16 protein-coding genes and 2 tRNA genes are annotated in these 23,254 nt (G+C 68.9%); 9 read left to right on the top strand and 9 right to left on the bottom strand.

Going from position 1 to position 23,254, the window contains the following annotated elements:
- Positions 1-93: 93 nt before the first annotated feature.
- The 3 genes from FNH08_RS53030 to FNH08_RS11535 are packed head-to-tail and all read left to right on the top strand — an operon-like array spanning position 94 to position 7,939.
- Positions 94-6,984: a polymorphic toxin-type HINT domain-containing protein gene (locus tag FNH08_RS53030; protein ID WP_265579763.1), complete on the top strand. Its 6,891-nt coding sequence runs from the start codon at positions 94-96 to the stop codon at positions 6,982-6,984.
- A 17-nt stretch (positions 6,985-7,001) separates the two neighbouring features.
- Positions 7,002-7,406 (top strand): hypothetical protein, encoded by a 405-nt coding sequence (locus FNH08_RS11540; protein ID WP_152771371.1) that lies wholly within the window; start codon positions 7,002-7,004, stop codon positions 7,404-7,406.
- 5 nt (positions 7,407-7,411) lie between these two features.
- A complete protein-coding gene (locus FNH08_RS11535; RefSeq protein ID WP_228034043.1) occupies positions 7,412-7,939 on the top strand; it encodes a DUF4328 domain-containing protein in 528 nt (175 codons plus the stop codon).
- A 45-nt stretch (positions 7,940-7,984) separates the two neighbouring features.
- On the opposite strand, the gene glxA is transcribed toward FNH08_RS11535, so the two are convergent.
- The 3 genes from glxA to FNH08_RS11520 form a co-directional block, all read right to left on the bottom strand.
- The gene (gene glxA / locus FNH08_RS11530; RefSeq protein WP_152771369.1) at positions 7,985-9,922 is read right to left on the bottom strand and encodes a radical copper oxidase GlxA; all 1,938 of its coding nucleotides are present in this window, start codon (positions 9,920-9,922) and stop codon (positions 7,985-7,987) included.
- Complete coding sequence (locus FNH08_RS11525; RefSeq protein ID WP_152771368.1) at positions 9,919-11,895, bottom strand: glycosyltransferase family 2 protein; 1,977 nt, start codon at positions 11,893-11,895, stop codon at positions 9,919-9,921. Before FNH08_RS11525 ends, glxA begins: the two co-directional genes overlap by 4 nt.
- 462 nt (positions 11,896-12,357) lie before the next feature.
- Positions 12,358-12,431 (bottom strand) — tRNA-Lys (locus FNH08_RS11520).
- Between the two features lie 218 nt (positions 12,432-12,649).
- Between FNH08_RS11520 and FNH08_RS11515 the strand changes: the two genes are divergently transcribed.
- The 5 genes from FNH08_RS11515 to FNH08_RS11495 all read left to right on the top strand — a co-directional run bounded on the left by FNH08_RS11515 (position 12,650) and on the right by FNH08_RS11495 (position 18,298).
- Positions 12,650-14,014 carry a peptidoglycan-binding protein gene (locus FNH08_RS11515; protein WP_152771367.1) on the top strand — a complete coding sequence of 455 codons (1,365 nt, stop codon included), beginning with the start codon at positions 12,650-12,652 and terminating at the stop codon, positions 14,012-14,014.
- Positions 14,015-14,071: 57 nt separating this feature from the next.
- Positions 14,072-15,217 (top strand): SPFH domain-containing protein, encoded by a 1,146-nt coding sequence (locus FNH08_RS11510; RefSeq protein ID WP_152771366.1) that lies wholly within the window; start codon positions 14,072-14,074, stop codon positions 15,215-15,217.
- Positions 15,218-15,414: 197 nt separating this feature from the next.
- Positions 15,415-16,020 (top strand): lytic polysaccharide monooxygenase auxiliary activity family 9 protein, encoded by a 606-nt coding sequence (locus tag FNH08_RS11505; RefSeq protein WP_152771365.1) that lies wholly within the window; start codon positions 15,415-15,417, stop codon positions 16,018-16,020.
- A gap of 164 nt (positions 16,021-16,184) precedes the next feature.
- Positions 16,185-16,625, top strand: a complete 441-nt coding sequence (locus tag FNH08_RS11500; protein ID WP_152771364.1) for a DUF3592 domain-containing protein — start codon at positions 16,185-16,187, stop codon at positions 16,623-16,625.
- A 26-nt stretch (positions 16,626-16,651) separates the two neighbouring features.
- Positions 16,652-18,298: a long-chain-fatty-acid--CoA ligase gene (locus FNH08_RS11495; RefSeq protein WP_152771363.1), complete on the top strand. Its 1,647-nt coding sequence runs from the start codon at positions 16,652-16,654 to the stop codon at positions 18,296-18,298.
- 40 nt (positions 18,299-18,338) lie between these two features.
- Here FNH08_RS11495 and FNH08_RS11490 read toward each other — a convergent pair.
- The 6 genes from FNH08_RS11490 to ehuB form a co-directional block, all read right to left on the bottom strand.
- Positions 18,339-18,412: transfer RNA gene (locus tag FNH08_RS11490), tRNA-Lys, on the bottom strand.
- A gap of 115 nt (positions 18,413-18,527) precedes the next feature.
- Positions 18,528-19,286 carry an IclR family transcriptional regulator gene (locus FNH08_RS11485; RefSeq protein WP_322724253.1) on the bottom strand — a complete coding sequence of 253 codons (759 nt, stop codon included), beginning with the start codon at positions 19,284-19,286 and terminating at the stop codon, positions 18,528-18,530.
- 214 nt (positions 19,287-19,500) lie between these two features.
- Positions 19,501-20,277, bottom strand: coding sequence for an ectoine/hydroxyectoine ABC transporter ATP-binding protein EhuA (gene ehuA, locus FNH08_RS11480; protein WP_152771362.1), 777 nt, complete (start codon positions 20,275-20,277; stop codon positions 19,501-19,503).
- A gap of 10 nt (positions 20,278-20,287) precedes the next feature.
- Positions 20,288-20,938 (bottom strand): ectoine/hydroxyectoine ABC transporter permease subunit EhuD, encoded by a 651-nt coding sequence (ehuD, locus tag FNH08_RS11475; RefSeq protein WP_152771361.1) that lies wholly within the window; start codon positions 20,936-20,938, stop codon positions 20,288-20,290.
- Positions 20,935-21,657 carry an ectoine/hydroxyectoine ABC transporter permease subunit EhuC gene (gene ehuC, locus FNH08_RS11470; protein ID WP_152771360.1) on the bottom strand — a complete coding sequence of 241 codons (723 nt, stop codon included), beginning with the start codon at positions 21,655-21,657 and terminating at the stop codon, positions 20,935-20,937. Before ehuC ends, ehuD begins: the two co-directional genes overlap by 4 nt.
- A complete protein-coding gene (gene ehuB, locus FNH08_RS11465) occupies positions 21,654-22,598 on the bottom strand; it encodes an ectoine/hydroxyectoine ABC transporter substrate-binding protein EhuB (RefSeq protein WP_152771359.1) in 945 nt (314 codons plus the stop codon). Before ehuB ends, ehuC begins: the two co-directional genes overlap by 4 nt.
- Positions 22,599-22,705: 107 nt before the next feature.
- Here ehuB and FNH08_RS11460 point away from each other — a divergent pair, with 107 nt between their 5' ends.
- Positions 22,706-23,203, top strand: a complete 498-nt coding sequence (locus FNH08_RS11460) for a DUF3830 family protein (RefSeq protein ID WP_194238457.1) — start codon at positions 22,706-22,708, stop codon at positions 23,201-23,203.
- Positions 23,204-23,254: the final 51 nt, after the last annotated feature.

The following is a 23,254-nucleotide window of genomic DNA, read 5'->3' as shown; positions in this document are numbered from 1 at the left end:
CCGCGACACCCCGGCAGTGACTCCACCCACGTCAGCCATGACCCCTGCCATGCCGCATGCCATGGCGCGAGCAACGAGGACGAAGTGATCGTGATGCGAGCACGGATGACGGCGAAAGGCGTACGGCGCCGGGTCGCCCTTCTCGTCCCCGCCGTCCTGGTGGGGTCGATCCTCCAGGCCACGGCCGCACCCCTGGCCGAGGCCCGCGACCTGCCCCGCGTGCCCAAGGCCGAGAAGCCGCTGACCGGACACGGCGTCACCCCGCGCCACCGGACGAGCGACGGCGAGCCGCGGGTCCCGAAGACCGCTCCCCACCACGGCTGGGCCAGGGCGGGCTCGGCCACGGTCACCCTCAAGCCCGGCGCCAAGGCGGCCACCGTGCACGCGGGCAGCCTGCCGGTCTCCCTGATCACCAAGCCCAAGCCCAAGCCCCAGCCCGAGTCCAAGCCCGAGGCCAAGCCCAAGCCCGAGGCCAGGTCCGGACGGCACACCCCCCTCTCCGGCCCCGCCACCGTCCGCGTGCTCGACCAGAAGACCGCCCGGCGCGCCGGCGTCGACGGCCTGCTGTTCTCCCTCACGCCGCAAGCCCGGGCCAAGGGCGACACGGTCGGCGTCCGCGTGGACTACGCGAAGTTCGCCCAGGCCTACGGCGGTGCCTACGGCGCCCGGCTCAGGCTCGTCCGGCTCCCCGCCTGCGCGGCGACCCACCCCACGGCCGCCAAGTGCGCCACCGCGATACCGGTCGCCTCGCACAACGACACCTCCACACACACCCTCACCGCCTCCGCGGTGACCACCTCGACAGCGACCACCTCCACGGCGACCCCTTCCACTCGGAGCGCCGCGACGCCCATGCTGCTCGCGGCCACCACCGGCTCCTCCAGCGACCACGGCGACTACACGGCGACCCAGCTCTCCGCCTCCTCCGCCTGGCAGACGAACCTCAACACCGGCGACTTCTCCTGGTCATACGACATGCCGGTGCCGGGCGTCCCCGGCGCGTTCTCCCCGAAGGTGACCCTCGCGTACTCCTCCGGCGGCATCGACGGCCGTACCGCAAACACCAACAACCAGGCCTCCTGGGCCGGCGACGGCTTCAACCTCTGGCCCGGCTCCATCGAACGCAGCTACAAGTCCTGCGCCGACGACGGGGTCAAGAACGCCGACGGCTCCAAGCCGGGTGACGTGTGCTGGGCCTACGACAACGCCACGCTGTCCTTCAACGGACACTCCGGCGAACTGATCGCGACCGGCACGAACAGCTTCCGGATCAAGGGCGACGACGGCACCAAGGTCGACCGCCTCTACGGCTCCGACACCAACGTCCGGGCCAACGGCGCCCACAACGACGAGTACTGGCGTGTCACCACCACCGACGGCACCCGCTACTACTTCGGGTACAACCGGCTCACGGGCTGGGCCTCCGGCGACCCGGAGACCAACTCGACGTGGACCGTGCCGGTGTACGGCGACGACGACGGCGAACCCTGCCACGCCGCCGCGTTCGCCGACTCGTGGTGCCAGCAGGCCTGGCGCTGGAACCTCGACTACGCGGTCGACGCCCACGGCAACACCATCGCCTACTACTACAACAAGGAGACCAACTACTACGCCCGCGACCTGAAGCCGTCCGACGAGACGGTCTACGACCGGGGCGGCTACCTCGACCGCATCGAGTACGGGCTGCGCAACTCCTCCAACTACTCCGCCAAGGCCCTGGCGAGGGTCCGGTTCACCTCCGCCGAGCGGTGCCTGCCGGAGACCGGTGTCACCTGCGACCCGTCCACGATCGACGACAAGTCGTTCTACTGGTACGACACCCCCTGGGACCTCAACTGCAAGTCCGGTGAGGACTGCACCAAGTCGTACTCACCGAGCTTCTGGACCCGCAAGCGCCTGACCGGGGTCACCACCGAGACCCTCCAGTCCGGCGGCACCTACGCGGCCGTCGACAACTGGACACTCGCCCACCGCTGGGGCACCTCGGACATCGACTACCAGCTGCTGCTCGACTCCCTCCAGCACACCGGCAAGTCGGCGAGCACCGAGATTGCGCTGCCGAAGGTCACCTTCGACTACGACCAGCGCGCCAACCGCCTCGACGTCAGCGGCGACGACACCTCCCCCTTCATCAAGGAACGCCTGTCCGGCATCTCCGACGAGTCCGGCGGGGAACTGGCCGTGGAGTACTCCACCGCCGCCTGTGACGCCTCCGACCTGCCGACCCCTCAGACGAACACGACCCGCTGCTTCCCGGTGTACTTCACCAAGGAAGGTGACGCGGACCCGAGCCTGCAGTGGTTCAACAAGTACGTCGTCGACTCCGTCACCCAGATCGACCGCACCCAGTCCTCTCCGGAGATGCTCACCCGCTACAGCTACCTCGACGGGGCCGCGTGGCACTACGACGACGATGACGGGCTGACCAAGGAGAAGTACAAGACGTGGGGTACCTGGCGCGGCTACGGCCATGTCCGGGTGCAGACCGGCGGCCAGGACCCGGTCGGCATGAAGTCGCAGACCGACCACTATTTCCTGCGCGGCATGGACGGCGACCGCGCCTCCCCGTCCGGCGGCACCAAGTCGGTGACCGTCTCCGACGACCACGGCGGCACCATCACCGACCACGACTCCGTCGCCGGCTTCGAGTACAAGACGGAGAGCTACAGCGGGCCGGGCGGACAGGTCCTGGAGAAGACCGTCAACACGCCCTGGCACCACCAGACCGCCTCCCGGGTACGCACCTGGGGCACCACCACCGCCAATCTGACCGGCACCGCCTCCACCCGCACCTGGACCTCCCTCGACGGCGGCGCGGGCACCGACTGGCGCACCACGTACAAGACCAACACCTTCGAGGACACCGCCGGACGCGTCACCCAGACCGACGACTTCGGCGACGAGTCCACCGCGAAGGACAACCGGTGCACCCGCACCACCTACGTCGACAACACCACTGCCTGGATCCTGACCAAGCCCTCCCGGTCGGAGACCGTCGCGGTCAAGTGCGCCGACACCCCCGACCGCACCAAGGACGTCATCTCGGACGTCCGCACCGCCTACGACGGCCAGGACTACGGTGTGGCCCCCACCAAGGGCGACGCCACCCGAACCGCCTCCCTGCTGAGCCACGACGGGACCACCGGCACCTACCTGGAGGCGGGCGCGACCTTCGACACCTACGGGCGCCAGCTCACGTCGACCGACATCACCGCCACCGTCAAGGCGACCGAGACCACCGCCCCCGCGCGCACGGCCCGCACCGACGGCCGTACCACCACCACCGCCTACACCCCCACGACCGGCTTCCCGACGAGCTCCACGGTCACCACCCCGCCGGCCACCGTGGGCGACTCCACGACGGCCCAGACCACCACCACGACCTACGACCCGGTGCGCGGCCTGCCCACCACCGTCCTGGACGCCAACAGCAAGCGCACCGACAGCACGTACGACGCGCTCGGCCGCTCCCTGAAGGTCTGGCTGCCGAACCGGGTGAAGGCGAACGGCGACACCCCGAACTACGAGTTCTCCTACACGATCACCGACGGCAAGCCCGCCGCGGTCGGCACCACCACCCTGTACGGCACCGGCCGCCGAACCGCGTACACGCTCTACGACGGCTTCCTGCGCCCGCGCCAGATCCAGGCCCCCGGACCGGACGGCGGCCGCCTGGTCAACGACACCTTCTACGACGAACGCGGACTGACGAGCAAGACCTTCGCCTCGTACTACAACACCAGCGCCCCGTCGTCGGACCTGCTGGTCCCGGACAACGCGCTGTCGGTGGAAACGCAGACCTGGAACACGTACGACGGTCTCGGCCGGGTCGTGCGGTCCCAGCAGATGGCGGGCAACGGCGACCACGGCACGGTGCTGTCCACGACTACCACCGCCTACGGCGGCGACCGCACCACCGTCACCCCGCCCCAGGGCGCCACGCCCACCACCACGGTCAAGGACGCCCGCGGCAACACCACCGAGCTGTGGCAGTACCACGGCGCCACGCCCACCGGCACGCCCGACAAGACGCTCTACGAGTACAACCCGGCGGGCAAGCTCACCCAGCTGACCGACCCGGTCGGCAACGACTGGACCTACCAGTACGACCAGCGCGGCAACGAGACCCAGGTGACCGACCCGGACAAGGGCACCACGACCTCGAAGTACGACGACTTCGGGCAGCAGACCTACACCCTCGACGCCAACCAGAAGAAGATCACCCACGTCTACGACAACCTCGGCCGGGAGACAGAGACCCACGACGGCGACGCCTCGGGAACCCTGCTGACCAAGCACGTCTGGGACCCCAGCGGCTTCAAGGGCCAACTGGCCTCCGCCACCCGCTACGTCGGCGGCTCGACGGGCAGCGCCTACACCACCACGTACAGCCTCTACGACACCCTCTACCGTCCGCACCGGACCACCGTCACGATCCCGTCCTCCGAGGGGGTCCTCGCCGGCTCCTACCAGAAGAACGTCCAGTACAACGTGGACGGGACCGTCCAGTCGGCGAGCTACCCCGCCGCGGGCGGCATCGCCGCGGAGACGGTCGCCCCGACCTACGACGACGTGCTGCGGGTGAAGACCATCGGCGGCAGTGGCGGCGCCACGTACCTCACCAACACGGCCTACAGCTACACCGGCAAGCCGCTGCAGTACACGTACCAGGCGAGCGGCGGCGCCAAGACGGACCTCACCAACACCTACGAGTGGGGCACGCAGCGGCTGCACAACTCCAGCGTCAACCGGGACGGCGTCTCCGGCACCGACAAGTCGGCCACCTACTCCTACGACGAGTCCGGCGACATCACCGCGATCTCGGACGTCTCCCGCGACGGCACCGACAACCAGTGCTTCACCTACGACTACCTGGGTCGGCTGACCGAGGCCTGGGCGCAGAACACCACCACCTGCGCCCAGGCCCCGTCGGCGTCGGTGCTGGGCGGGCCGGCCCCGTACTGGCAGTCGTACACCTACGACCTCAGTGGCAACCGCCGCAGCCAGACCGAGCACGACACCACCGGCGACACCGGCAAGGACGTCGAGCGCACCTACGGCTACCCCTCCCCGGGCAGCACGCGCCCGCACGCCCTGACCCAGGTCGACACCACCGGACCGGACGGCGTCTCCCAGGACACCTACACCTACGACGACGCGGGCAACACCCACACCCGCACCATCGACGGAGACCAGCAGACGCTCACCTGGGACGCCGAGGGCCACCTCACCAAGGTGACCAAGCCCGACGGCAGCGGAGGTACGGCCACCACCTCGTACGTCTACGACGCCGACGGCAACCGCCTGATCACCCGCACGGACGCCGACACCACGCTGTACCTCGGCGACACCGAGCTCACCCTGGCCAAGAACGCCACCACCGCCAAGGCCACCCGCTACTACGACCTCGGCGGCGGCAACCAGGCCGTCCGCACCAGCGACAACAAGCTCTCCTTCCTGATCAGCGACCAGAACGGCACCTCCCAGCTCGCCATCGACGCGGCGAACGCCACGCTCCGGCAGCGACGCTCCACGCCGTTCGGCACCGGGCGGGGCGCGGCCCCGGCCGACTGGCCGGGTGACAAGGGCTACGTCGGCGGCACCGACGACGCGAGCACGGGCCTCGTCCACCTCGGCGCCCGGGACTACGACCCGACCACGGGCCGTTTCCTCTCCGTCGACCCGGTCCTCGACCCTACCGACCCCCAGCAGCTCAACGCCTACGCCTACTCCAACAGCAGCCCCGTCTCCCACAGCGACCCGACCGGCCTGCACCTCGACTGCGGCGGCTGGGGCTCGGACGTCCCCTGCCCGAAGAACGACCAGAACGGCGACGGCCACCCGGACCACCCGACCACCAAGAAGTCCTCCAGCAGCTCGTCCAAGAGCCCAGGCCTGACCAAGGACCAGAAGAAGAAGGTCCAGAAGGTCTACGACTACTTCTTCAATCCCAACCAGTGCTTCGGCAACGCCTTCAACCCCGACCCGAAGTTCGACGTCTGCTACACCCAGGCGGAGATCGACGCCGACAAGCAACTGGGCAAGGAACTGCTCTCCGCACTCGGGGACATGACCGTCCTCGTGCCCTGGGTGCGCTGCGTCAAGGGCAACCAGGACGAGTGCGACGTGCTGGGGGAGGCGATCTCCACCTGGGACATCGGAGCGGTCGAAGGAGGGTCCGTCCGCTTCATCCGAACGCTCAGCAGGGACGCGAAACGCACCTGCAGCTTCACCCCGTCGACCAAGGTGCTCCTCGCGGGTGGGAAGACCAGACCCATCGGGAAGGTCCGACCAGGTGACGAGGTCGAGGCCGCGGATCCGGCGAACGGCAGACACCGCGGTGCCCGGACCGTGGCGGCCCGGCTCGTCCACCGTGACCAGGACCTGGTGGACCTGAGGATCAGCGACGGCCACAGGGCCTCGCGGACCCTGCACACCACTTACGGGCACCCGTTCTGGGACGACACCCTGCACGCGTGGGTCCCGGCGGGGCGGCTGGTTCCGGGGCACAGCCTCATCACCGCCGGCGACCGGCACGTGGTGGTGGCCCAAGTCGTGGCCCGGCCCGGTGCGGCCGAGATGTACAACCTCACCGTCACCGAGCTCCACACGTACTACGTGCTCGCGGGCGGGACTCCGGTCCTGGTCCACAACGACGACAAGAACCTGTGCCACCTGCTGGGCATCAGCCAGGTCACGCTGAACAAGCTCGTCGGGGACGCCTATCGTGACCACATCGCCGACTCCATGCGGCAACGGGGCCTGAACGTCGTGACGGAAGCGGAGAAGCCGCACCTCCTGGAGTTCCCCACCCCCTACGGCAAACGGAAGTACGACATCGGAATGCTCGACTCGAACGGCGACGTCAGCTGGTACATCGAGACCAAGTCGGGCGGTGTGCAGAAGGATCCGCTGCAGGAGAAGAAGGATGCCTGGCTGAAGAAAAACCTCGGCATCAAGATCCAGTACGTGTTCGACGAGTGAATGCCCGAGGAGTCACCATGGCATTTGAGTACGGAGTTCTGGGCCGCTCCGGCGGCCGGTCCGCACAGGCGGCACTGGAACAGCTGCTGGACTTCCTGGAGGCGGAGAACGCGGGCGTCTCCCGCGGTGAGATCACGCTGGGGGACGGCTGGGCGGCAACCGACATCCGGATCCGCCGTCCGGGGGAGAAGGAGCTGGAACAGTACGTGCAGGTGAGCGTGGGCGGCGAGATCCCTCAGCTCTATGTCGAACTCGCCACCGCCGCCTCGAGCGAGTTCGATGTCACGGGCGTGGACCTGATGCTGAACACCACCCTCAGCGGAGTCTCCGACCCCGTGCTGAACGACCTCATCCAGGGCTACGCCCTGCCGGAGTGGAACGGAATCCTGTGGGACGAGACATCCGGGTTCCACCTGCGATGACGGCCATGGAGAACGACGTGCTCGACGGCGGCAGGCCCACTGCCGACCCCCGACCGCTCGCCGTCGCCGCGCAGGCACTGATCGCCGCACAGACCGTCGCACAGTCGGTGTCCTCCGCGCGGTACGCGTCCGTGTCGGTGGCTCTCTTCGTTGCCGCCGTCGTCGTGTTTCTGTGCTGGTTCAGGCGCTGTCGGCTCAACGCCGAGGTCTTCGCCCCCGGAACCCACAGGTATGCGCCGGGCTTCGCTGTCGGAGGCTGGTTCATCCCGGTGGCCATGTGGTGGATACCGCGGCGGACGGCGCTGGACATCTGGCGCGCGAGCGGTCCGGCCGGTGGGGAGTGGCTGATCAACGCCTGGTGGGTTGCCTGGCTCGCCAAGGCCGTGGGGACGGCGACAGCCCATCAGTTCGCGTCGCGTCCCGGCGGATCCTTCCTGTACGACCAGGTCACAGGGGTGGTCGTGGGTGTCCTGGCGATCCTGGTGATCGGGAGGGTCACGGCACGTCAACACGCGGGAGACCACGAGTCCTGACGGTTCCCCGGAGCCCGCGGGCTCCGGGGAAACCGTCCTACGGCTCTACGGAACCCGCACCCACTGCGCCTTGCTCGGTGTCCCCTGGTCGTCCGTCACGAACAGCATGTACCAGCCCGACTGGACCAGATTGCGGTTCTTCGGGACCGTCACCGTGAGTTTGTCGCCGGACGGCTTCACGTCCAGGGCGATGGACTTCTGGTCGACGTCGGTGACGTGGGTGGAGGCGCTGGGGCGGATCAGGCGGGCCGTCTTGATGGACGAGGCGTGCTTCGTGGAGAAGGTCGCCGAGCCACCCCGCTTGATCGTCTTCGGGCCCCCGGAGAGCGACGGCTGCGCGTCCCGGTACAGGTACGGCGGCGTGTAGATCTCGATGCGCTGCTCGAACTCGCCCGGCTTGGTGTTGGCCTCGTCCTCGTAGAGCGAGTCGGAGCCGAAGAACATCACCCGGCCGTCGGGAAGCAGGAGCGACCCCGAGTGGTAGTTGCGGCCCACCAGCGGGTCGGCCACCCGCCGCATGTCGCCGTTCTTCGCGTCGTAGAGCCGGGCCTGGAGGATGTTGGAGGCGCCGCGCCCCCGGTAGTCCTCCGAGCCACCGGAGATGAGGACCGTGTCGTCGGGCAGGATCGAGGCCTGCGGGTAGCGCGTGCCCTTCTCCATCGACGGGCCGTCCACGAACTTCGGGTCGTCCTTGAGCAGGTCGATGAGGCGGGTCTTCTCGCTGGACTTCTCCGACTCGCCGACCCCGCCGCCGCCGATCACCATGTACTTCTCGTCCTGCGCGGGCGGCAGCAGCACCGTGCCGGCGGTCTCCAGCAGCTTCTGGTCGCTCATGCCGGGGATCTTGGTGAACTTGTTGGTGTCCAGGTCCCAGACGCCCGGGTCGCGGCCCACGTCGTCGGGGCCGTAGCCGGCGTTCGCGCCCGAGTAGAACAGTTTGCCGTTCTGCATCAGGGAGATGGCCGGGTAGGTCGGGAACTGCCGGATCTTCTTCGTGTACGTCCACGCCTTGGTCGCCGGGTTGTAGACCTCGTTCTTGCCCGGCACCAGCTGGCCGATCTCGTCCAGTCCGGAGAGGGAGAGGATCTTGCCGTCCGAGAGCGTGGTCAGCGTGGGGTACCAGCGCGCCTCGTTCATCGGGTCGACCTTGATGTACTTCTCGGCGACCGGGTCGAACTCGAAGGCGTCCTTGATGCCCTGGAAGTCCTTCTTGTCGAGGGCGAGCTTCTGCGCGATGCCGTACGTGTTGCGCGCCTCGGCGCCCGTGAGGCCCTGGATCCGGTAGTTGTCCTCGGTGCCGGTCTCGTACTTCTTGCCGCTCTTCGCGGCCTCGACGTAGATACGGCCGAGTCCCGGGTCGTTGCGCAGGAACCTGCCGGTCGCCGGGTCGAACACCTTCTTCGCGCGCGGTACGAGCACGGGGTCCTTGGAGATGAACGTCTTGCCGTTCTCCTTGCCCGTGAACTTGGTGCCCGCGGGCAGGGTGATCGGCTTGTCCGGGTTCTCGTTGTGGACGATCATCAGGCCGCCGGCCTTGGTGACGTCACCCTTGAGCTTCTCGTACCGCTTGGTGCCGCCCGCGATCAACAGGTTGCCGTTGCCCAACTGGGTGTGTCCCGTGCAGAACAGGTCGGCGGGCGTCGGGATCTTCTTGATGGTGTCCTTGACCGGGTCCCAGAGCCGGGTGTCGAACTTCTTCGCGTCGAAGTTGTCCGCGTCGTTGCCCGACCCCGCGACCAGCAGCACCTTCCCCGTGCGCAGCAGCGCCGCGTGGATCGTGTTCTGCCGGTACTCCTTGGGGAACTCGACGATCTCCCACTTGCCGTTCTCGGCCTTGTACTCGGGTCTGTTGATCTTGTACTGGTGGTACTGCTCAGTCCCGAAGCGATACAGCCACGGCCCGTTCATCCCGGCCAGCGCGAGGACCACCGCCGCGCCTATCGCCAGACGACGAGCGCGACGGCGGCCTGCACGGTCTGTCATTTCTTACGTCCCCCAAGGGCGATCTGCATGGTCTGGTCGTTGCCCCCGTTCGTGGCCGCCCAGCTCGGTTTGTGCTGCGGTGCGTGGCCCGCATGGGGTCCCTGCGGGCCCGGCTGGACCGGCAACTGCTGGGTCGGTGTCACGGCGTCCTGCGTCGGCTCCGCGGCCGGTGCCCCGCCCGCGGGCTTCTTCGCGTCCTGGCGCATCTGCCAGCGCCAGGCGAACATCGGCGAGGCGGTGATCAGCAGCGCGAACGTCGCCCAGGTGATCATCGCGGGGTGCGAGTGACCGAAGTAGAAGCCCGCACCGATCGAAGCGGCGAAGATCGCGATGAAGTACCAGTGGTAGCGGAAGGTCCCGAACCAGGTGTCCGGGCTCGCCGAATCGCCCTTGGGGGTGACCACGAACTTGCTCTTGCGGCGCAGTACGGAGTCGATCAGCGCCTTCGCGTAGAGCGGCGCCGACAGCGCGGACATGACCATGCCGGCCACACCGCCGGAGCCCTCCGGCTCGTGCGGCGAGACGTTGTGGCGGCGGTTCCAGACGTACAGACCGATCTGCAGCGCGGAGGCGTTGCCGTAGAGCATGAGCCAGATCGTCGGGTCGATGTTCACACCCGAGGCACCCAGACCCAGGAACAGCGCACAACTCAGCGCCGCCAGGATCCAGTTCAGGGCCGACATCGGGTAGAAGATGATCATCATCGTGTAGTTGAAGAGCTTGCTCGGCGGCAGCGAGTACCAGCCCTTCCAGTACTGCTTGAGGATCGTCTCGTACGTCCCGCGCGACCAGCGCATCTGCTGGGTGAAGAAGTCCGTCCAGGCCGCCGGGCCCTCACCGACCGCGAGTACGTCCGGGGTGTAGACCGAGCGCCACTTGCGGCCCGTGGCCGGGTTCCTGTGGCGGTGGATCTCGAAGCCCGTCGCCATGTCCTCGGTGATCGAGTCGTACAGCCCGCCGATCTGCTTGAGCGCCTTGATGCGTACGGCGTTGGAGGTGCCGACGAACATCGGGGAGCCGTACTTGTTGCCGGCGCGCTGGATCAGGGCGTGGAACAGGAACTGCTGCGACTCGGCGGACTTGGTGATGGGGTTGTCGTAGTTGCCGTACACCTGCGGGCCGATGACGAAGCCCACGTCCGGGTCGCGGAAGAAACCGAGCATCCGCTCCAGGTAGTTGGGCAGCGGCACATGGTCGGTGTCGACCGAGGCGAAGTAGTCGTAGTCGTCGCCGTGCGCGTCCAGCCAGGCGTTGTAGTTGCCGTGCTTGGTCTTGGCGCGGTGCGGGCCCTTGGGCTGGTTCCACTTCGCGACGCCCTTGCGGGAGAAGTGGTGCACGCCGAGGCGCTCGCAGACCGCCTTCACCTCGGGGTCGTCGCCCTCGTCCAGCAGCCAGACGTGCATGAGTCCGCGGTGACGGATCTTCACCGCGGCCTCCAGCGTCTTCGTCACCATCTCCAGCGGCTCCTTGCCGGGCACGAAGGAAGTGAGGAAGGCGACTCTGGTGCCGGTCTCGGGCACCACCGGGACCGGGTCGCGGGCGACCAGCGTGGCGTGCGCGTTCGACAGCACGTTCATGCAGCGGAAGAACTCGATCAGACCGATCGAGACCAGCATCACCATGTCGAGCGCCGGCAGGAAGTCGTAGGCCGGGTAGTCCCGTTCGGTCCAGTGCTCCGGCTGCAGCAGCCAGAACAGCAGCACCAGGGAGAGCACCGGAGCCGCGCCCAGCATCAGGGCGGCCCGGAGGCGGTGCGGCTCCTGCGAGAGCAGCGAGCGGTACTGCACCTTGTACGGCTTCGTCGGATCGGGCTGAGTGAGGGGGCCCGCGAGTCGGCTGTAGTGCTCGTAGTCGTATCTGGGCAGTGTCCTCTTGATCCTGCGGAAGCTGCCCGTCCGATGCGAAGGCACCCTGAGCTGGGTGGTTTCGGACGGGTCGAAATTCTGCCGGGCGCCCGTCGGCGTCGACGTCATGAGTCATCCCCCCGCACACACATCAGTGTGTGTTCGTCGGTCCTTCCGCCCGGTTCGAGTCCCCCTCGACCGTTCCCGGACGTGTCAGTGGTCGGCCTGCGTCCCCACGTCATCTCCACCTTATAGACATGGGACGAAGACCTTCCGGTTGCATGATGCCCCCCTAGGCATCCCTTCATGGACGGGGGGCTCTGCTCCCCGCCACGGCCGAACCCGGCCCAAGCCCCCCAACTGCCGTGTATCCGCAGTCTCTTACGGCCCAGGGTTCTACGGCGTTCATCATGATCGCAAGATGCGAAACACGGTGTTTACCGGTCATACGGGCACATTGGGGTGCGGTAACGCGCACTTTCGGGCGTAACCGCGCTCGATTGGTGGCTTCACACATGCGCACCGGGTAGCCTGCCCGCCGCCTCGTACGACAAAGAGGCCCCCCGCCGCGCGAGGGGCTTCTCCAGTCGGTGCGCCGCCAGGGACTCGAACCCCGGACCCGCTGATTAAGAGTCAGCTGCTCTAACCAACTGAGCTAGCGGCGCCTGCTGACCCCGAGAACTCTACCGGACCGGGAAGGGTGCTTCCGACACGGAAGGGTGCTCCTTGCCCGTCGCACGCGCCGCCGGTTCCCGGGCGTCCCCCATTCGGTCGCGTGCGTACATCGTTTGGACCGTCAACATGCGACATCGGATGACGGTTGCGAAACTGACGATCATGCGGAAACGCGGAAATGTCCAGTCGGCGGGTGGAAGGGAAGCACATGGGAACCCCGGTATTCGAGGAATTCGATCCCACGAGTGACTGCGAATGCCCCGGATGTGCGCACTGGCGGCGGGTCATGCCGCATTCCCGGGCGCCGGGCGGCGTCGGCCATCCGGCGGCCCGCCGTGGCCTCGCCCTCGCGTCCTTGGCCGCCGCGGCGGGCACGACCCTCGGCGTGGGGCACGCCATGCCGGCGGTCGCCGCCACCCACGGACCCGTCGTTCCGGGCGTTCCCGCAGATGACGGGCCCGACACGCCCCAGGGGCCGGAAGCTCCGCTGCACGGCTCGGAGGGGCAGCCGACGCCCGACGACCCTCCCCCGGACATCGCCGGCCTTCCCTCGATCACCCGGTCGGAGATCATCAACCGGGCCAAGCGGTGGGTCGCGGCGCAAGTCCCGTACAGCATGACCTCCTACTGGTCGGACGGCTACCGGCAGGACTGCTCGGGTTTTGTCTCGATGGCCTGGAACCTGGGCCGGAACGAATGGACGGGCAGTCTCGCCAAGTACGGTGTGCGGATTTCGAAGGACGAACTGCAGGCCGGAGACATGCTCCTGTTCCACAATCCGGCCGACCCGCAGAACGGCTCGCACGTGGTCATTTTCGGCGGCTGGACCGACTCCACACGGGCCTATTACGTGGCGTACGAGTCGACCCGCCCGCACGCCCGGAGACAGGTGACGCCGTACGCGTACTCGAAGAACTCGAGCCGCTATGTGCCGTACCGCTACAAGGGGCTGGAGACGGGGAACGCGGGGGCGGAGCCGGAGGAGACCAGAGCGGGCGACGAGTACCCCGGAGAGGTGTACTTCGGACCGGGCGCGAACAACGCGTACGTCACCCGGTTGGGGCGCATGCTCGTGGAAAGGGGCGCGTCGCGCTTCTACACCACCGGTCCCGGACCGGTCTGGACGGAGGCGGACCGCAGGGCCACGAAGGCGTTCCAGGAGGCGCAGGGGTGGACCGGGCCGGCCGCGGACGGGCTGCCGGGTCCGACGACGTGGGCGTACCTGGTCGACGGGCTGGGACAGGACATTCCGGAGGCTCCGAGCGCGGGGGCGACGGGGAGCCCGGGGGCGACCGGGAGCCCGGGAGCGCCGGGCCGGACCGCCTCACACGGAGTCGACGGCTATCCGGGGCGCGGGATGTTCCGGCCCGGGGCGGACAACACGTACGTCACCGAGCTCGGGCGGCAGCTGGTCCGGAAGGGGTTCGGCAAGTACTACGCCGTGGGTCCGGGGCCACGCTGGACCGAGGCGGACCGGCGGAACGTGGAGGCGTTCCAGCGGGCCCAGGGGTGGCGCGGCGGGGCGGCCGACGGTTATCCGGGGCCGGAGACGTGGCGGCGCCTGTTCTTGTGAGGACGACTGAGGACGACTGAGGACGACTGAGGGCTGCGCGGAGGCATGGAGGCGCACATGAGTACGACCATTTCGCAGACACCCGAGCCCGAGAGGGTCGTTCGCCCGGCCCGGCTCATCCAGAACGAGGCCACCACCGAGATCCCCGTGCACCTGCTGTTCCGGGACGACATCGACCCGGTGGCCGTGCCGCTGACCCCCACCGTCGTGGGGCGGCGCCGGGGGACGGGCGAGCAGCCGAGGGTGCGTCAGGGGCTGCCCGGCCAGGTGCGGCCACGGCCCGCGCCCGAGGTCGACCCCGATCTGGTCGAGCGGCCCGCACGGGTGCTGCCCGGAGTGGCCGGCGTGCTGGCCGGGACGTGTGGGTTGGCCGGATGTGTGCTCACCTCGTGGTGGGCCGGGGTGCTGCCTAAGGCCGTGCTGGCCGCGGCTGGGCTCCCCGAGTCCCCGGGCGCCGGGCTCGGTCCGGCGCTGTGGGCCGCGTACACCGGGGCCGGCGCGCTCGGACTGTTCGGGTTCGGCGGGCTCGCGCGGGGCCGGACCGGACGGGCCTGGGTGCTGGGGCTGTTCGGGCGGTACCGCGGGACCGTGCGGCGCACGGGGCTCATGTGGGTCAATCCGCTGGTGCTGCGCCGACGGGTCGACGTACGGCTGCGGCACTGGCGCAGCGAGCCGATGCCGGCCGTCGACGCGAACGGGGTCGCGCTCCGGGTCGTCGTGCTCGTCGCCTGGCGGGTCAAGGACACCGCGCGGGCGATGCTCGGGATCGAGGACCACGAGCAGTACCTGCGCGAGTGCGTGGAGGCCGCGCTGTCCCGGGTGCTCTCCCGGCTCCCGGCCGACGTGCCGCCCGCCGCCCTCGTCAAGGACGCGACCCTGCGCAACACCGACGCGGTGAGCGAGTCACTGACCCGGCTCGTGGCGGCGGAGACGGCGCCGGTGGGCCTCGAGGTGTTCTCCGCCCAGCCGACCCGGATCGAGTACGCGCCCGAGGTGGCCGCGGTCATGCAGCGCCGCCGGATCGCCGCGCTCGACGCCCAGCACCGCGACACGGTGCTCTCCTCGGTCGTCGACTCCGTCGAGGACACCGTGACCCGGCTGACCACGCGCGGCCTGGTCGAACTGGACGACTACGAGCGCAAGGCGCTGGTGAAGGACCTCACGGTGGCGTTCTGCACGGGTCGGCGCGAGGGGTCGCCCTGAACGACCCGGCATTGTCCCTGGATTGCCCCGGGATTGACCCTGGATTGGTATGGACATGTTCAAGTGCCGGTCATAATCTGAGACTTGGTCTAGACCTGAAACCCGTACGCGTTCCCACACGCGTACGCGTACTCCCCACCGCATCGCGATGCGCACGCACGGCTCACGGAACTCCCCACGTTCTCCAGGAGCACAGCATGCGTCAGAAGACCAAGTGGTACGCGGCCGCGGTCGGCCTCGCCACGACGGGAGCCCTCGTGCTCTCCAGCGGCGGCGCCTCCGGCCACGGCTACACCGACCTCCCCATCAGCCGGCAGAAGCTCTGTCAGAACGGCACGGTCACGGGCTGCGGCGACATCCAGTACGAGCCGCAGAGCGTCGAGGGCCCGAAGGGCTTCCCGGCCTCCGGCCCGGCCGACGGCCAGCTCTGCTCCGGCGGGGTCGGCCGGTTCGGCCAGCTCAACTCGGCCACCAAGCCGGGTGGCGGCGCCTGGCCCACCACCCGGGTGACGGGCGGCCAGAACTACACGTTCCGCTGGCAGTTCACCGCCATGCACGCCACGACCGACTTCAAGTACTACGTCACCAAGGCGGGCTGGAACCAGAACCACGCCCTGGCCCGTTCGGACCTCAACCTCACCCCGTTCTTCACGGTCCCGTACAACGGCCAGCGCCCGCCGTCCACGCTCTCCCACACCGGGAGGCTGCCGTCCGGCCTGAGCGGCCACCACGTCATCCTCGCCGTGTGGACCATCGCGGACACGGGCAACGCGTTCTACGCCTGCTCGGACGTCACCTTCTGACCCCCGCCCGGACGGGGTCCGCGTGTGCCCGGCCGGTTTCCCGTCCGGGCACACGCGACCAGTTCTGATTCTGAGCATCTCTTGAGGGGACCGCGCGCCTGACGCGGGTACGTTCCCCGACACGCCGCCGATCATGGCGGCGCTCGGAACACCGGGGGACGTACATGGAGCTCTTTCTTCTGTTGATACCGGGGCTGATGATCGCCCTCGTCGTCTTCGCCGCGGTCAAGGTGATCGGCCGTTCCCGCGAGGTCAGGCGGGCCTGGAGCAGCGGGCTGACCGCCCAGGCGCGCTGCCTGCGGACGTACACGACGACCAGCGGCGGGGGTCAGGCTGCCGTGCGGACGACCCTGCACCACGTCTACGAGTTCTGGACGTGGGACGGCCGCGTCATCCGGTTCGACGAGACGAACGGGCCGTCGACGCGGGTCGAGGGCGACATCGCCCTCGTCCACTACTCGGCGGACCGTCCGGAGCGGGCCACGGCCCACCCGCCGAACCGCTCCGGGAACGCGGTGGCCACGGGGTGCACCCTCGGCTGTCTGGGGTTCGTGCTCCTCTTCGCGCTCGGATTCATCGTGGCCGTCTTCTCTATCCCCAACTGACGTCCCGTCAGCTACCGTGCGCCCCCATGGAGTCCACGAGGCGTACGATCGCGGAACTCGTCGCCGCCCGCTGGGGCGACCACCGGCCCGGACTGTGGTTCGAGGACCGGGTGCTGAGCCACCACGAGACGGCCGCCGGGGCCGCGGCGCGGGCGGCGCTGCTGGCCGAGCTGCTGCCACCGGGGGCGGAGCCGCACGTGGGCGTGCTGCTCGACAACACCCCCGAGTACCCGCTGTGGATCGCCGCGGCCGCCCTGGCCGGGGCCGCGGTCGCCGGGATCAACCCCACCCGCCGGGGCCCGGAGCTGGCCCGTGACATCCTGCACACCGACTGCCGGGTCCTCGTCACCGAGCGGATCCACCTCCCGCTGCTCGACGGCCTCGTCCCGCCGGGGGTGCGGCTGCTGGTGACCGACACGGCGGCGTACGAGGACCTGCTCGCGCCGTACGCCGACGCGAAGCCGGACCCGGCCCGGGCCACGCCCGAGGACCGTCTCCTCCTCTATTTCACCTCCGGCTCGACCGGCGCGCCCAAGGCCGCGATCTGCTCCCAGGGGCGGCTCGCGGCGGCCGGGCGGTCGCTCGTGGACCACTTCGGGGTGCGGCCGGACGACGTGCACTACGTCTGCATGCCGATGTTCCACGGCAACGCGGTGATCGCCGACTGGGCGCCCGCGCTCACGGCGGGCGCCGGGGTCGCGCTGCGGCGGCGGTTCTCGGCGTCGGGCTTCCTGGACGACGTACGGGCGTACGGGGCGACGTACTTCACCTACGTCGGGCGGGCCGTGCAGTACATCCTGGCGACCGAGCCCCGCCCCGACGACCGGGACCACGTGCTGCGGCTCGGCTTCGGGACGGAGGCGGGCACGGTGGACGCGGCGGCCTTCGAGGAGCGCTTCGGGGTACGGCTCGTGGAGGGCTACGGCTCCTCCGAGGGCGGCGCCGCGATCCAGCGGACGCCCGGGACGCCGGCGGGCGCGATCGGACGGGCGGCACCCGGGGACGACCTGGCGGTGGTGGACCCGGAGACACGGACCGAGTGCCCACGTGCCGACTTCACCGCGGAGGGGCGGCTCCTCAACGGGGCCGAGGCGATAGGCGAGCTGGTGAACCGCGGGCCCAACCCATTCGAGGGCTACTGGGCCAACCCCGAGGCGGACGCGGCACGGCAGCGGGACGGCTGGTACTGGACGGGGGACCTCTTCTACCGGGACGCGGACGGTTTCCTGTACTTCGCCGGCCGCGCGGACGACCGCCTCCGCGTCGACAGCGAGAACCTGGCCGCCGCGATGATCGAGAACATCCTCGCCCGGTACGAGGGCGCGGACGCGGTCGCCGTGTACGCGGTGCCCGATCCGGTGGCGGGCGACCAGGTCATGGCGACGCTGGCCGGCACCTTCGACCCGCTCGCCTTCGATGCGTTCCTGCCGGCCCAGCCCGATCTGGGGACGAAGATGGCGCCGCGGTTCGTCCGGGTCGTGGAGCGGATGCCCGTCACGGCCACGAACAAGATCCACCGCGTACGGCTGCGGCGCGAGGGTTTCCAGTGCCCGGACCCGGTGTGGTGGCGGCCGCCGGGGGAGTCCGCGTACCGGAGGCTGGACGCGGAGGACGTGGCGGGGCTGGTGGCGGAGTACCGGGTGCGGGGGAGGGAGGAGCTGCTGGCCCGGTAACGGAAGAAGCCCCTCGCTGTAGCGAGGGGCTTCTCATATGTGCGCCGCCAGGGACTCGAACCCCGGACCCGCTGATTAAGAGTCAGCTGCTCTAACCAACTGAGCTAGCGGCGCAGACTCTGTCGCTTCCCGCTCTCGCGGTTGACGACAGAGGAAATACTACCTGGTCCGAACGGGTGCTCCTGACCGCCTTCAAACGTGACCTGGGTCTCCCGGGTCGGACCTGCTCCTAGAGCGCCAGCGACAGCAGTACCGGTGCCGCGCCCCGGTTCAGGGTGTCCGCCGCCTGCTTCAGCCGGTGCGCGTGCTCGACCGGCAGGGACAGCGCCAGGCAGCCGACGGAGGAGCCCGCGGTGATGGGGACGGCCGCGCAGACCGTGCCCACCGCGTACTCCTGGAGGTCGAGCACCGGCACCGTGGCCGTCTGGGCGTCCAGCTTGCTCAGCAGCACCTTCTCGTTGGTGATCGTGCGTGAGGTGAGGCGGGCCGGCCTGTGCCGGGAGAGGTGGTCCCGGCGGGCGTTCAGGTCGAGCTGCCCCAGCAGGCTCTTGCCGATCGCGCTGGCGTGGCCGGAGGAACGGAAGTCCACCCACTCGTGGACCGCCGGGGTCGTCGGGCTCTCGGCGCAGCCGGTGATGTCGATCTCGCCGTCGACGTACCGGCTGATGTAGACGGCGGCGCCCAGCGAGTCGCGCAGCCGGTCGAGGGTGTGCTGGAGCTTGTCGCGCAGGGCCAGGTCACGGTCGCGGGCGGAGCCGAGGCGGCTGAGGGCCTCCCCGGTCACGTACGCGCCGTCGGTGATCTGCTCGACGTACCCCTCGCGCCGCAGCATCAGCAGGAGGGAGGTCAGCCGCTCCCTGCCGAGGCCGGTCTGGCGCGCGAGCTCGGCGTCGGTGACGCCGGCGGATCGGCGTCCCACGGTGTCCAGGACGCGCAGGGCGTCCTGGGCCGAGTGGTACGGCGCGGTCGGCTCGTGCTTGAGCGCCACGGTTCCCCCTGCGCTTCTCGGGCCGGTTTTTGGACAGCTGAACGACACTTGCCGTTGTCCACGATACGGCCCAAGAGGCGTAGGGGGAGGGGTTGTTCGCGAGAAAGTTGGCGCACCACCGGGGCGCCCAGCAGGGGTGCCTGCACTCTGGCATATGCCAGAGTCACGCCCCAGTAAGCGTGACCTCGTGTGTTGAAGTCTTCACTTCTCGTAATCAGAGAACCGCGCCGAGGAACTCCCGCGTTCGTTCGTGCTCGGGATCGCCGAAGATCTTCTCGGGCGGCCCGGACTCGATCACATGGCCAGAATCGAACATCAGGACCTGGTCCGAGATGTCCCGGGCGAAGTTCATCTCGTGGGTCACGCAGAGCATCGTGATGTCGGTGGTGCGCGCGATGTCACGGAGGACGTCGAGCACGCCCGCGACCAGCTCGGGGTCGAGCGCCGAGGTCACCTCGTCGAGCAGCAGCACCTGCGGACGCATCGCCAGAGCCCGCGCGATCGCCACCCGCTGCTGCTGCCCGCCGGACAGCTGCGTCGGATAGGCGTCGCACTTGTCCGCGAGGCCCACCAGCTCCAGCAACTCCCGGGCCCGCTGCTCGGCCTCGTCCTTGGACAGGCCGAGGACGGTGACCGGGGCCTCGGTGATGTTGCGCAGGACCTTCATGTTCGGGAACAGGTTGAACTGCTGGAAGACCATCCCGATCTTCTTGCGGACCTCGCGCACCTCCTTCTCGCTCGCCGGGAAGAGCTGGTCCCCGGCGACCGTGATGGTGCCCTCGTCGGGCTTCAGCAGGGTCATCAGCAGCCGCAGGATCGTGGTCTTGCCCGAGCCCGACGGTCCGATCAGCGTGACGTGCTTGCCCGCGTCCACGGAGAAGTCGAGATTGTCGAGGACCGTGTTGCTCCCGAACCGCTTGCTCACGTGGTCGAAGCGGATCAGCTCGCTGCCGTCCACCGGCGGATTGGCGTCTGCGTCGGGTTGCTTCATCAAAGGGGTGTCAGCGGACAAGGCGTCGCTCCATGGCTCGTACGAGAAGGGAGGCCGGATAGGCGATGAGGATGAAGGCCACACCGATCACCGTCAGGGGCTCGGTGAACTGGAAGTCCTGCTGGGCGAAGAGCCGTGCCTCGCCGAGCATCTCCAGGACGGTGATCGTCATCAGGATCGGCGTGTCCTTGAGCATCGCGATGACGTAGTTGCCGAGGGCCGGGACGACACGGCGGATCGCCTGCGGGAGGATCACCGCCGTCCAGGTGCGCCGCACCGGCAGGTTCAGCGCGATGGCCGCCTCCCACTGGCCGGCGGGCACCGCCTCGATGCCGGCGCGGTAGACCTGCATCGTGTACGTCGAGTAGTGCAGGCCGATCGCGAAGATGCCCGTCGTCAGCGCCGAGAACGTCAGGCCCCACTCGGGCAGTACGTAGAAGAAGAAGAACAGCTGCACCAGCAGCGGGGTGTTGCGGATGAACTCCGTGACCGCCCCGACCGGCCAGCGCACGAACCGGCTCGGCGCCCGCATCAGCAGCGCCCACACCAGGCCCAGCGCGAACGAGATCAGTGAGCCGAGGGCGAGGATCTGCAGCGTGAGCAGCAGTCCGTCCCAGAAGCGTGGCATGAAGTCGGCGACAGCGCCCCAGTCCCAGGTCATCCGAGAGCACCTCCCGCGCCCACGCCGGTCGTTTCGGGTCGCCGCAGCTCCTTGTCGGGTGTGCTCCCGACCTGCTTGCCGAGCCCGGCCTTGAGCTTGTTCTCCAGTCCGCGCATCAGCCGTGTGAGCAGGAAGGCGATGGCGAAGTAGATCAGCAGGATGTACGTGTAGATCTCCGTGCTCTCCTGGAGGGCGAGCCGCACCAGGTTGGCGCTGAACGTCAGGTCGCCCATGCCCATCACGGACACCAGCGCGGTGCCCTTGAGCAGCTCGATCAGCAGGTTGGAGAACGGCGGGATCATCTCCGGCACCGCCTGCGGCAGCAGGATCAGCCGCATCCGCTGCCAGGGCGTGAAGCTCAGCGCGATGCCGCCCTCACGCTGCGCCGGATCCACCGAGTTCAGGGCGCCGCGCACGATCTCCGCGCCGTACGCGCCGTACGTCAGCCCGAGCGCCAGCGTGCCCGCCCACAGGGGGACCAGCTGCCAGCCGAAGGCCAGCGGCAGCACGAAGTACACCCAGAAGATCATGATCAGCGCGGACGTGCCGCGGAACACCTCGGTGTACACGCCCGCGAGGAAGCGGACGATCCACAGCCGGTTGGTGCGGGCGACACCGACCACGAAGGAGACGGCCGTGGCCACCAGAGCGCTGCAGACGAGCAGCTGGACGGTGACCCAGATGCCTTCGAGTACGAGTTCCCAGAGTCCCGATGTCATCCGCGACAGAGCTCCTTCGCGGTCATGTCGGTCATCTCTTCCTTGGTGAAGCCGAAGGGCTTCAGGATGCGGAACAGCTCACCGCTCTCCTTCAGCTTCCGCAGCTCGGCGTTGAAGGCGTCGCGCAGCTTCGTCTCGGTCGGCCGGAAGGCGAACCCCCCGCCGTCCACATGCGGCTTTCCCTTGACGAGCGGTGCGAACGGCTCGGTGGACTCGGCCTTGCGGGACTTCTTGACGACCTCGCGGACGGTGAGCGCCGTCCCCGCGAACACGTCGACCCGTCCCGCCTCCACGGCGTTCAGCCCGGCGACCTGATCGGGCACGATCAGGATGTCGCTCTCCTTGTAGCCCGCCTCGACGGCGTACCCGATCTCGGCGTACCCCGTCCCGGTGGCGAACTTCGCCTTCTTCTCGACGATGTCCTTGTAGTCGCGCAGTCCCTTGGGATTCCCCTTCCGCACGATGAAGGCGTCCTTCATCTGGTAGTCCGGATCGGAGAAGATCACCTGCTCGCAGCGCTCGGGATTGATGTACATCCCGGCCGACACGACGTCGAACTGCTGGGAGTTGAGTCCGGGGATGAGCGAGCCGAACTCGGTGGGCACCGGCTGGACGCTGTCGACGCCGAGCCGCTTGAAGATGGCCTTGGCCAGCTCGGGCGCCTCGCCCGTCAGCTCGCCGTTCCTGTCGATGTAGCCGAAGGGGATCTCGCCCGCGATGCCGAGCCGGGCGACGCCCTGGGCCCGGAGACGGTCGAGCAGCTCACCGCCCTCGACACCGGTCGCGGCGGTGGGCACCCGGCTGCAGCCGGCGGCGCCCAGCGCGCCGAACGCCGCGACGCCGGCGAGCAGCGACCTCCGGCTCGTCCCTCTTATCCCTGCGGGTTCCTTTGCGCGTTCCTCCGCGCGTCCGTTTGCGTCGTTCCCAAGTGGTGGAGCCATGGCCGCGCGGCTACCCGGGACCATGCGAAATATGCAGATCGCTTTTGGCCCCGCCGGTTGGTGAGGCCCTCTTGACGGCGAGGATCACAGAGCATGCCATGGAGTGCATGGCCGACCGCTACATCGAAGTCTCGCTGGTCAAACGGCAGGTCCACTGCACGGCAAAACTCCTGGACGATCGCGCGCCGATCACCTGCGCCGCGGTCTGGGACGCGCTGCCGCTGGCCAACGACGTCTATCACGCCAAATACGCACGAAACGAGATCTATGCCCTTTTCCCGGCGTTCGCCGTCTCGGAGCCACCGCTGGAGAATCCGACGGTGACTCCGATCCCCGGGGACCTGTGCTACTTCGCCTTCTCGGGCACCGAACTGGGTACGCAGGCCTACGGCTACGACCGCGAACACCGTCCCGGGACCACGGTCGTCGACCTCGCCCTCTTCTACGAGCGCAACAACCTGCTCCTCAACGGTGACGTGGGCTGGGTGCCCGGGATCGTGTGGGGCCAGGTGGTGGAGGGCCTGGACGCCATGGCCGACGCCTGCAACGACCTGTGGCGCGCGGGCGCCCTGGGGGAGAGTTTGAGCTTCCGCCGCCTGGAGTGACCAACGGGGTTGTTTTCGCCCCCGCCGCCCCTACCCGTCCCGTCCCTGGGG

Origin of the sequence: Streptomyces spongiae (assembly GCF_009377185.1) — a bacterium.
Lineage (GTDB): Bacteria > Actinomycetota > Actinomycetes > Streptomycetales > Streptomycetaceae > Streptomyces > Streptomyces spongiae.
Note: the sequence above shows the minus strand (reverse complement) of the source record. Positions and strands in the feature narration are given on the sequence as shown.

Coding starts and splice junctions, on each gene's coding strand:
- FNH08_RS53030 (WP_265579763.1), top strand. CDS start 94: ATGCGAGCACGGATGACGGCGAAAGGCGTACGGCGCCGGGTCGCCCTT.
- FNH08_RS11540 (WP_152771371.1), top strand. CDS start 7,002: ATGGCATTTGAGTACGGAGTTCTGGGCCGCTCCGGCGGCCGGTCCGCA.
- FNH08_RS11535 (WP_228034043.1), top strand. CDS start 7,412: ATGGAGAACGACGTGCTCGACGGCGGCAGGCCCACTGCCGACCCCCGA.
- glxA (WP_152771369.1), bottom strand. CDS start 9,922: ATGACAGACCGTGCAGGCCGCCGTCGCGCTCGTCGTCTGGCGATAGGC.
- FNH08_RS11525 (WP_152771368.1), bottom strand. CDS start 11,895: ATGACGTCGACGCCGACGGGCGCCCGGCAGAATTTCGACCCGTCCGAA.
- FNH08_RS11515 (WP_152771367.1), top strand. CDS start 12,650: ATGGGAACCCCGGTATTCGAGGAATTCGATCCCACGAGTGACTGCGAA.
- FNH08_RS11510 (WP_152771366.1), top strand. CDS start 14,072: ATGAGTACGACCATTTCGCAGACACCCGAGCCCGAGAGGGTCGTTCGC.
- FNH08_RS11505 (WP_152771365.1), top strand. CDS start 15,415: ATGCGTCAGAAGACCAAGTGGTACGCGGCCGCGGTCGGCCTCGCCACG.
- FNH08_RS11500 (WP_152771364.1), top strand. CDS start 16,185: ATGGAGCTCTTTCTTCTGTTGATACCGGGGCTGATGATCGCCCTCGTC.
- FNH08_RS11495 (WP_152771363.1), top strand. CDS start 16,652: ATGGAGTCCACGAGGCGTACGATCGCGGAACTCGTCGCCGCCCGCTGG.
- ehuA (WP_152771362.1), bottom strand. CDS start 20,277: ATGAAGCAACCCGACGCAGACGCCAATCCGCCGGTGGACGGCAGCGAG.
- ehuD (WP_152771361.1), bottom strand. CDS start 20,938: ATGACCTGGGACTGGGGCGCTGTCGCCGACTTCATGCCACGCTTCTGG.
- ehuC (WP_152771360.1), bottom strand. CDS start 21,657: ATGACATCGGGACTCTGGGAACTCGTACTCGAAGGCATCTGGGTCACC.
- ehuB (WP_152771359.1), bottom strand. CDS start 22,598: ATGGCTCCACCACTTGGGAACGACGCAAACGGACGCGCGGAGGAACGC.
- FNH08_RS11460 (WP_194238457.1), top strand. CDS start 22,706: ATGGCCGACCGCTACATCGAAGTCTCGCTGGTCAAACGGCAGGTCCAC.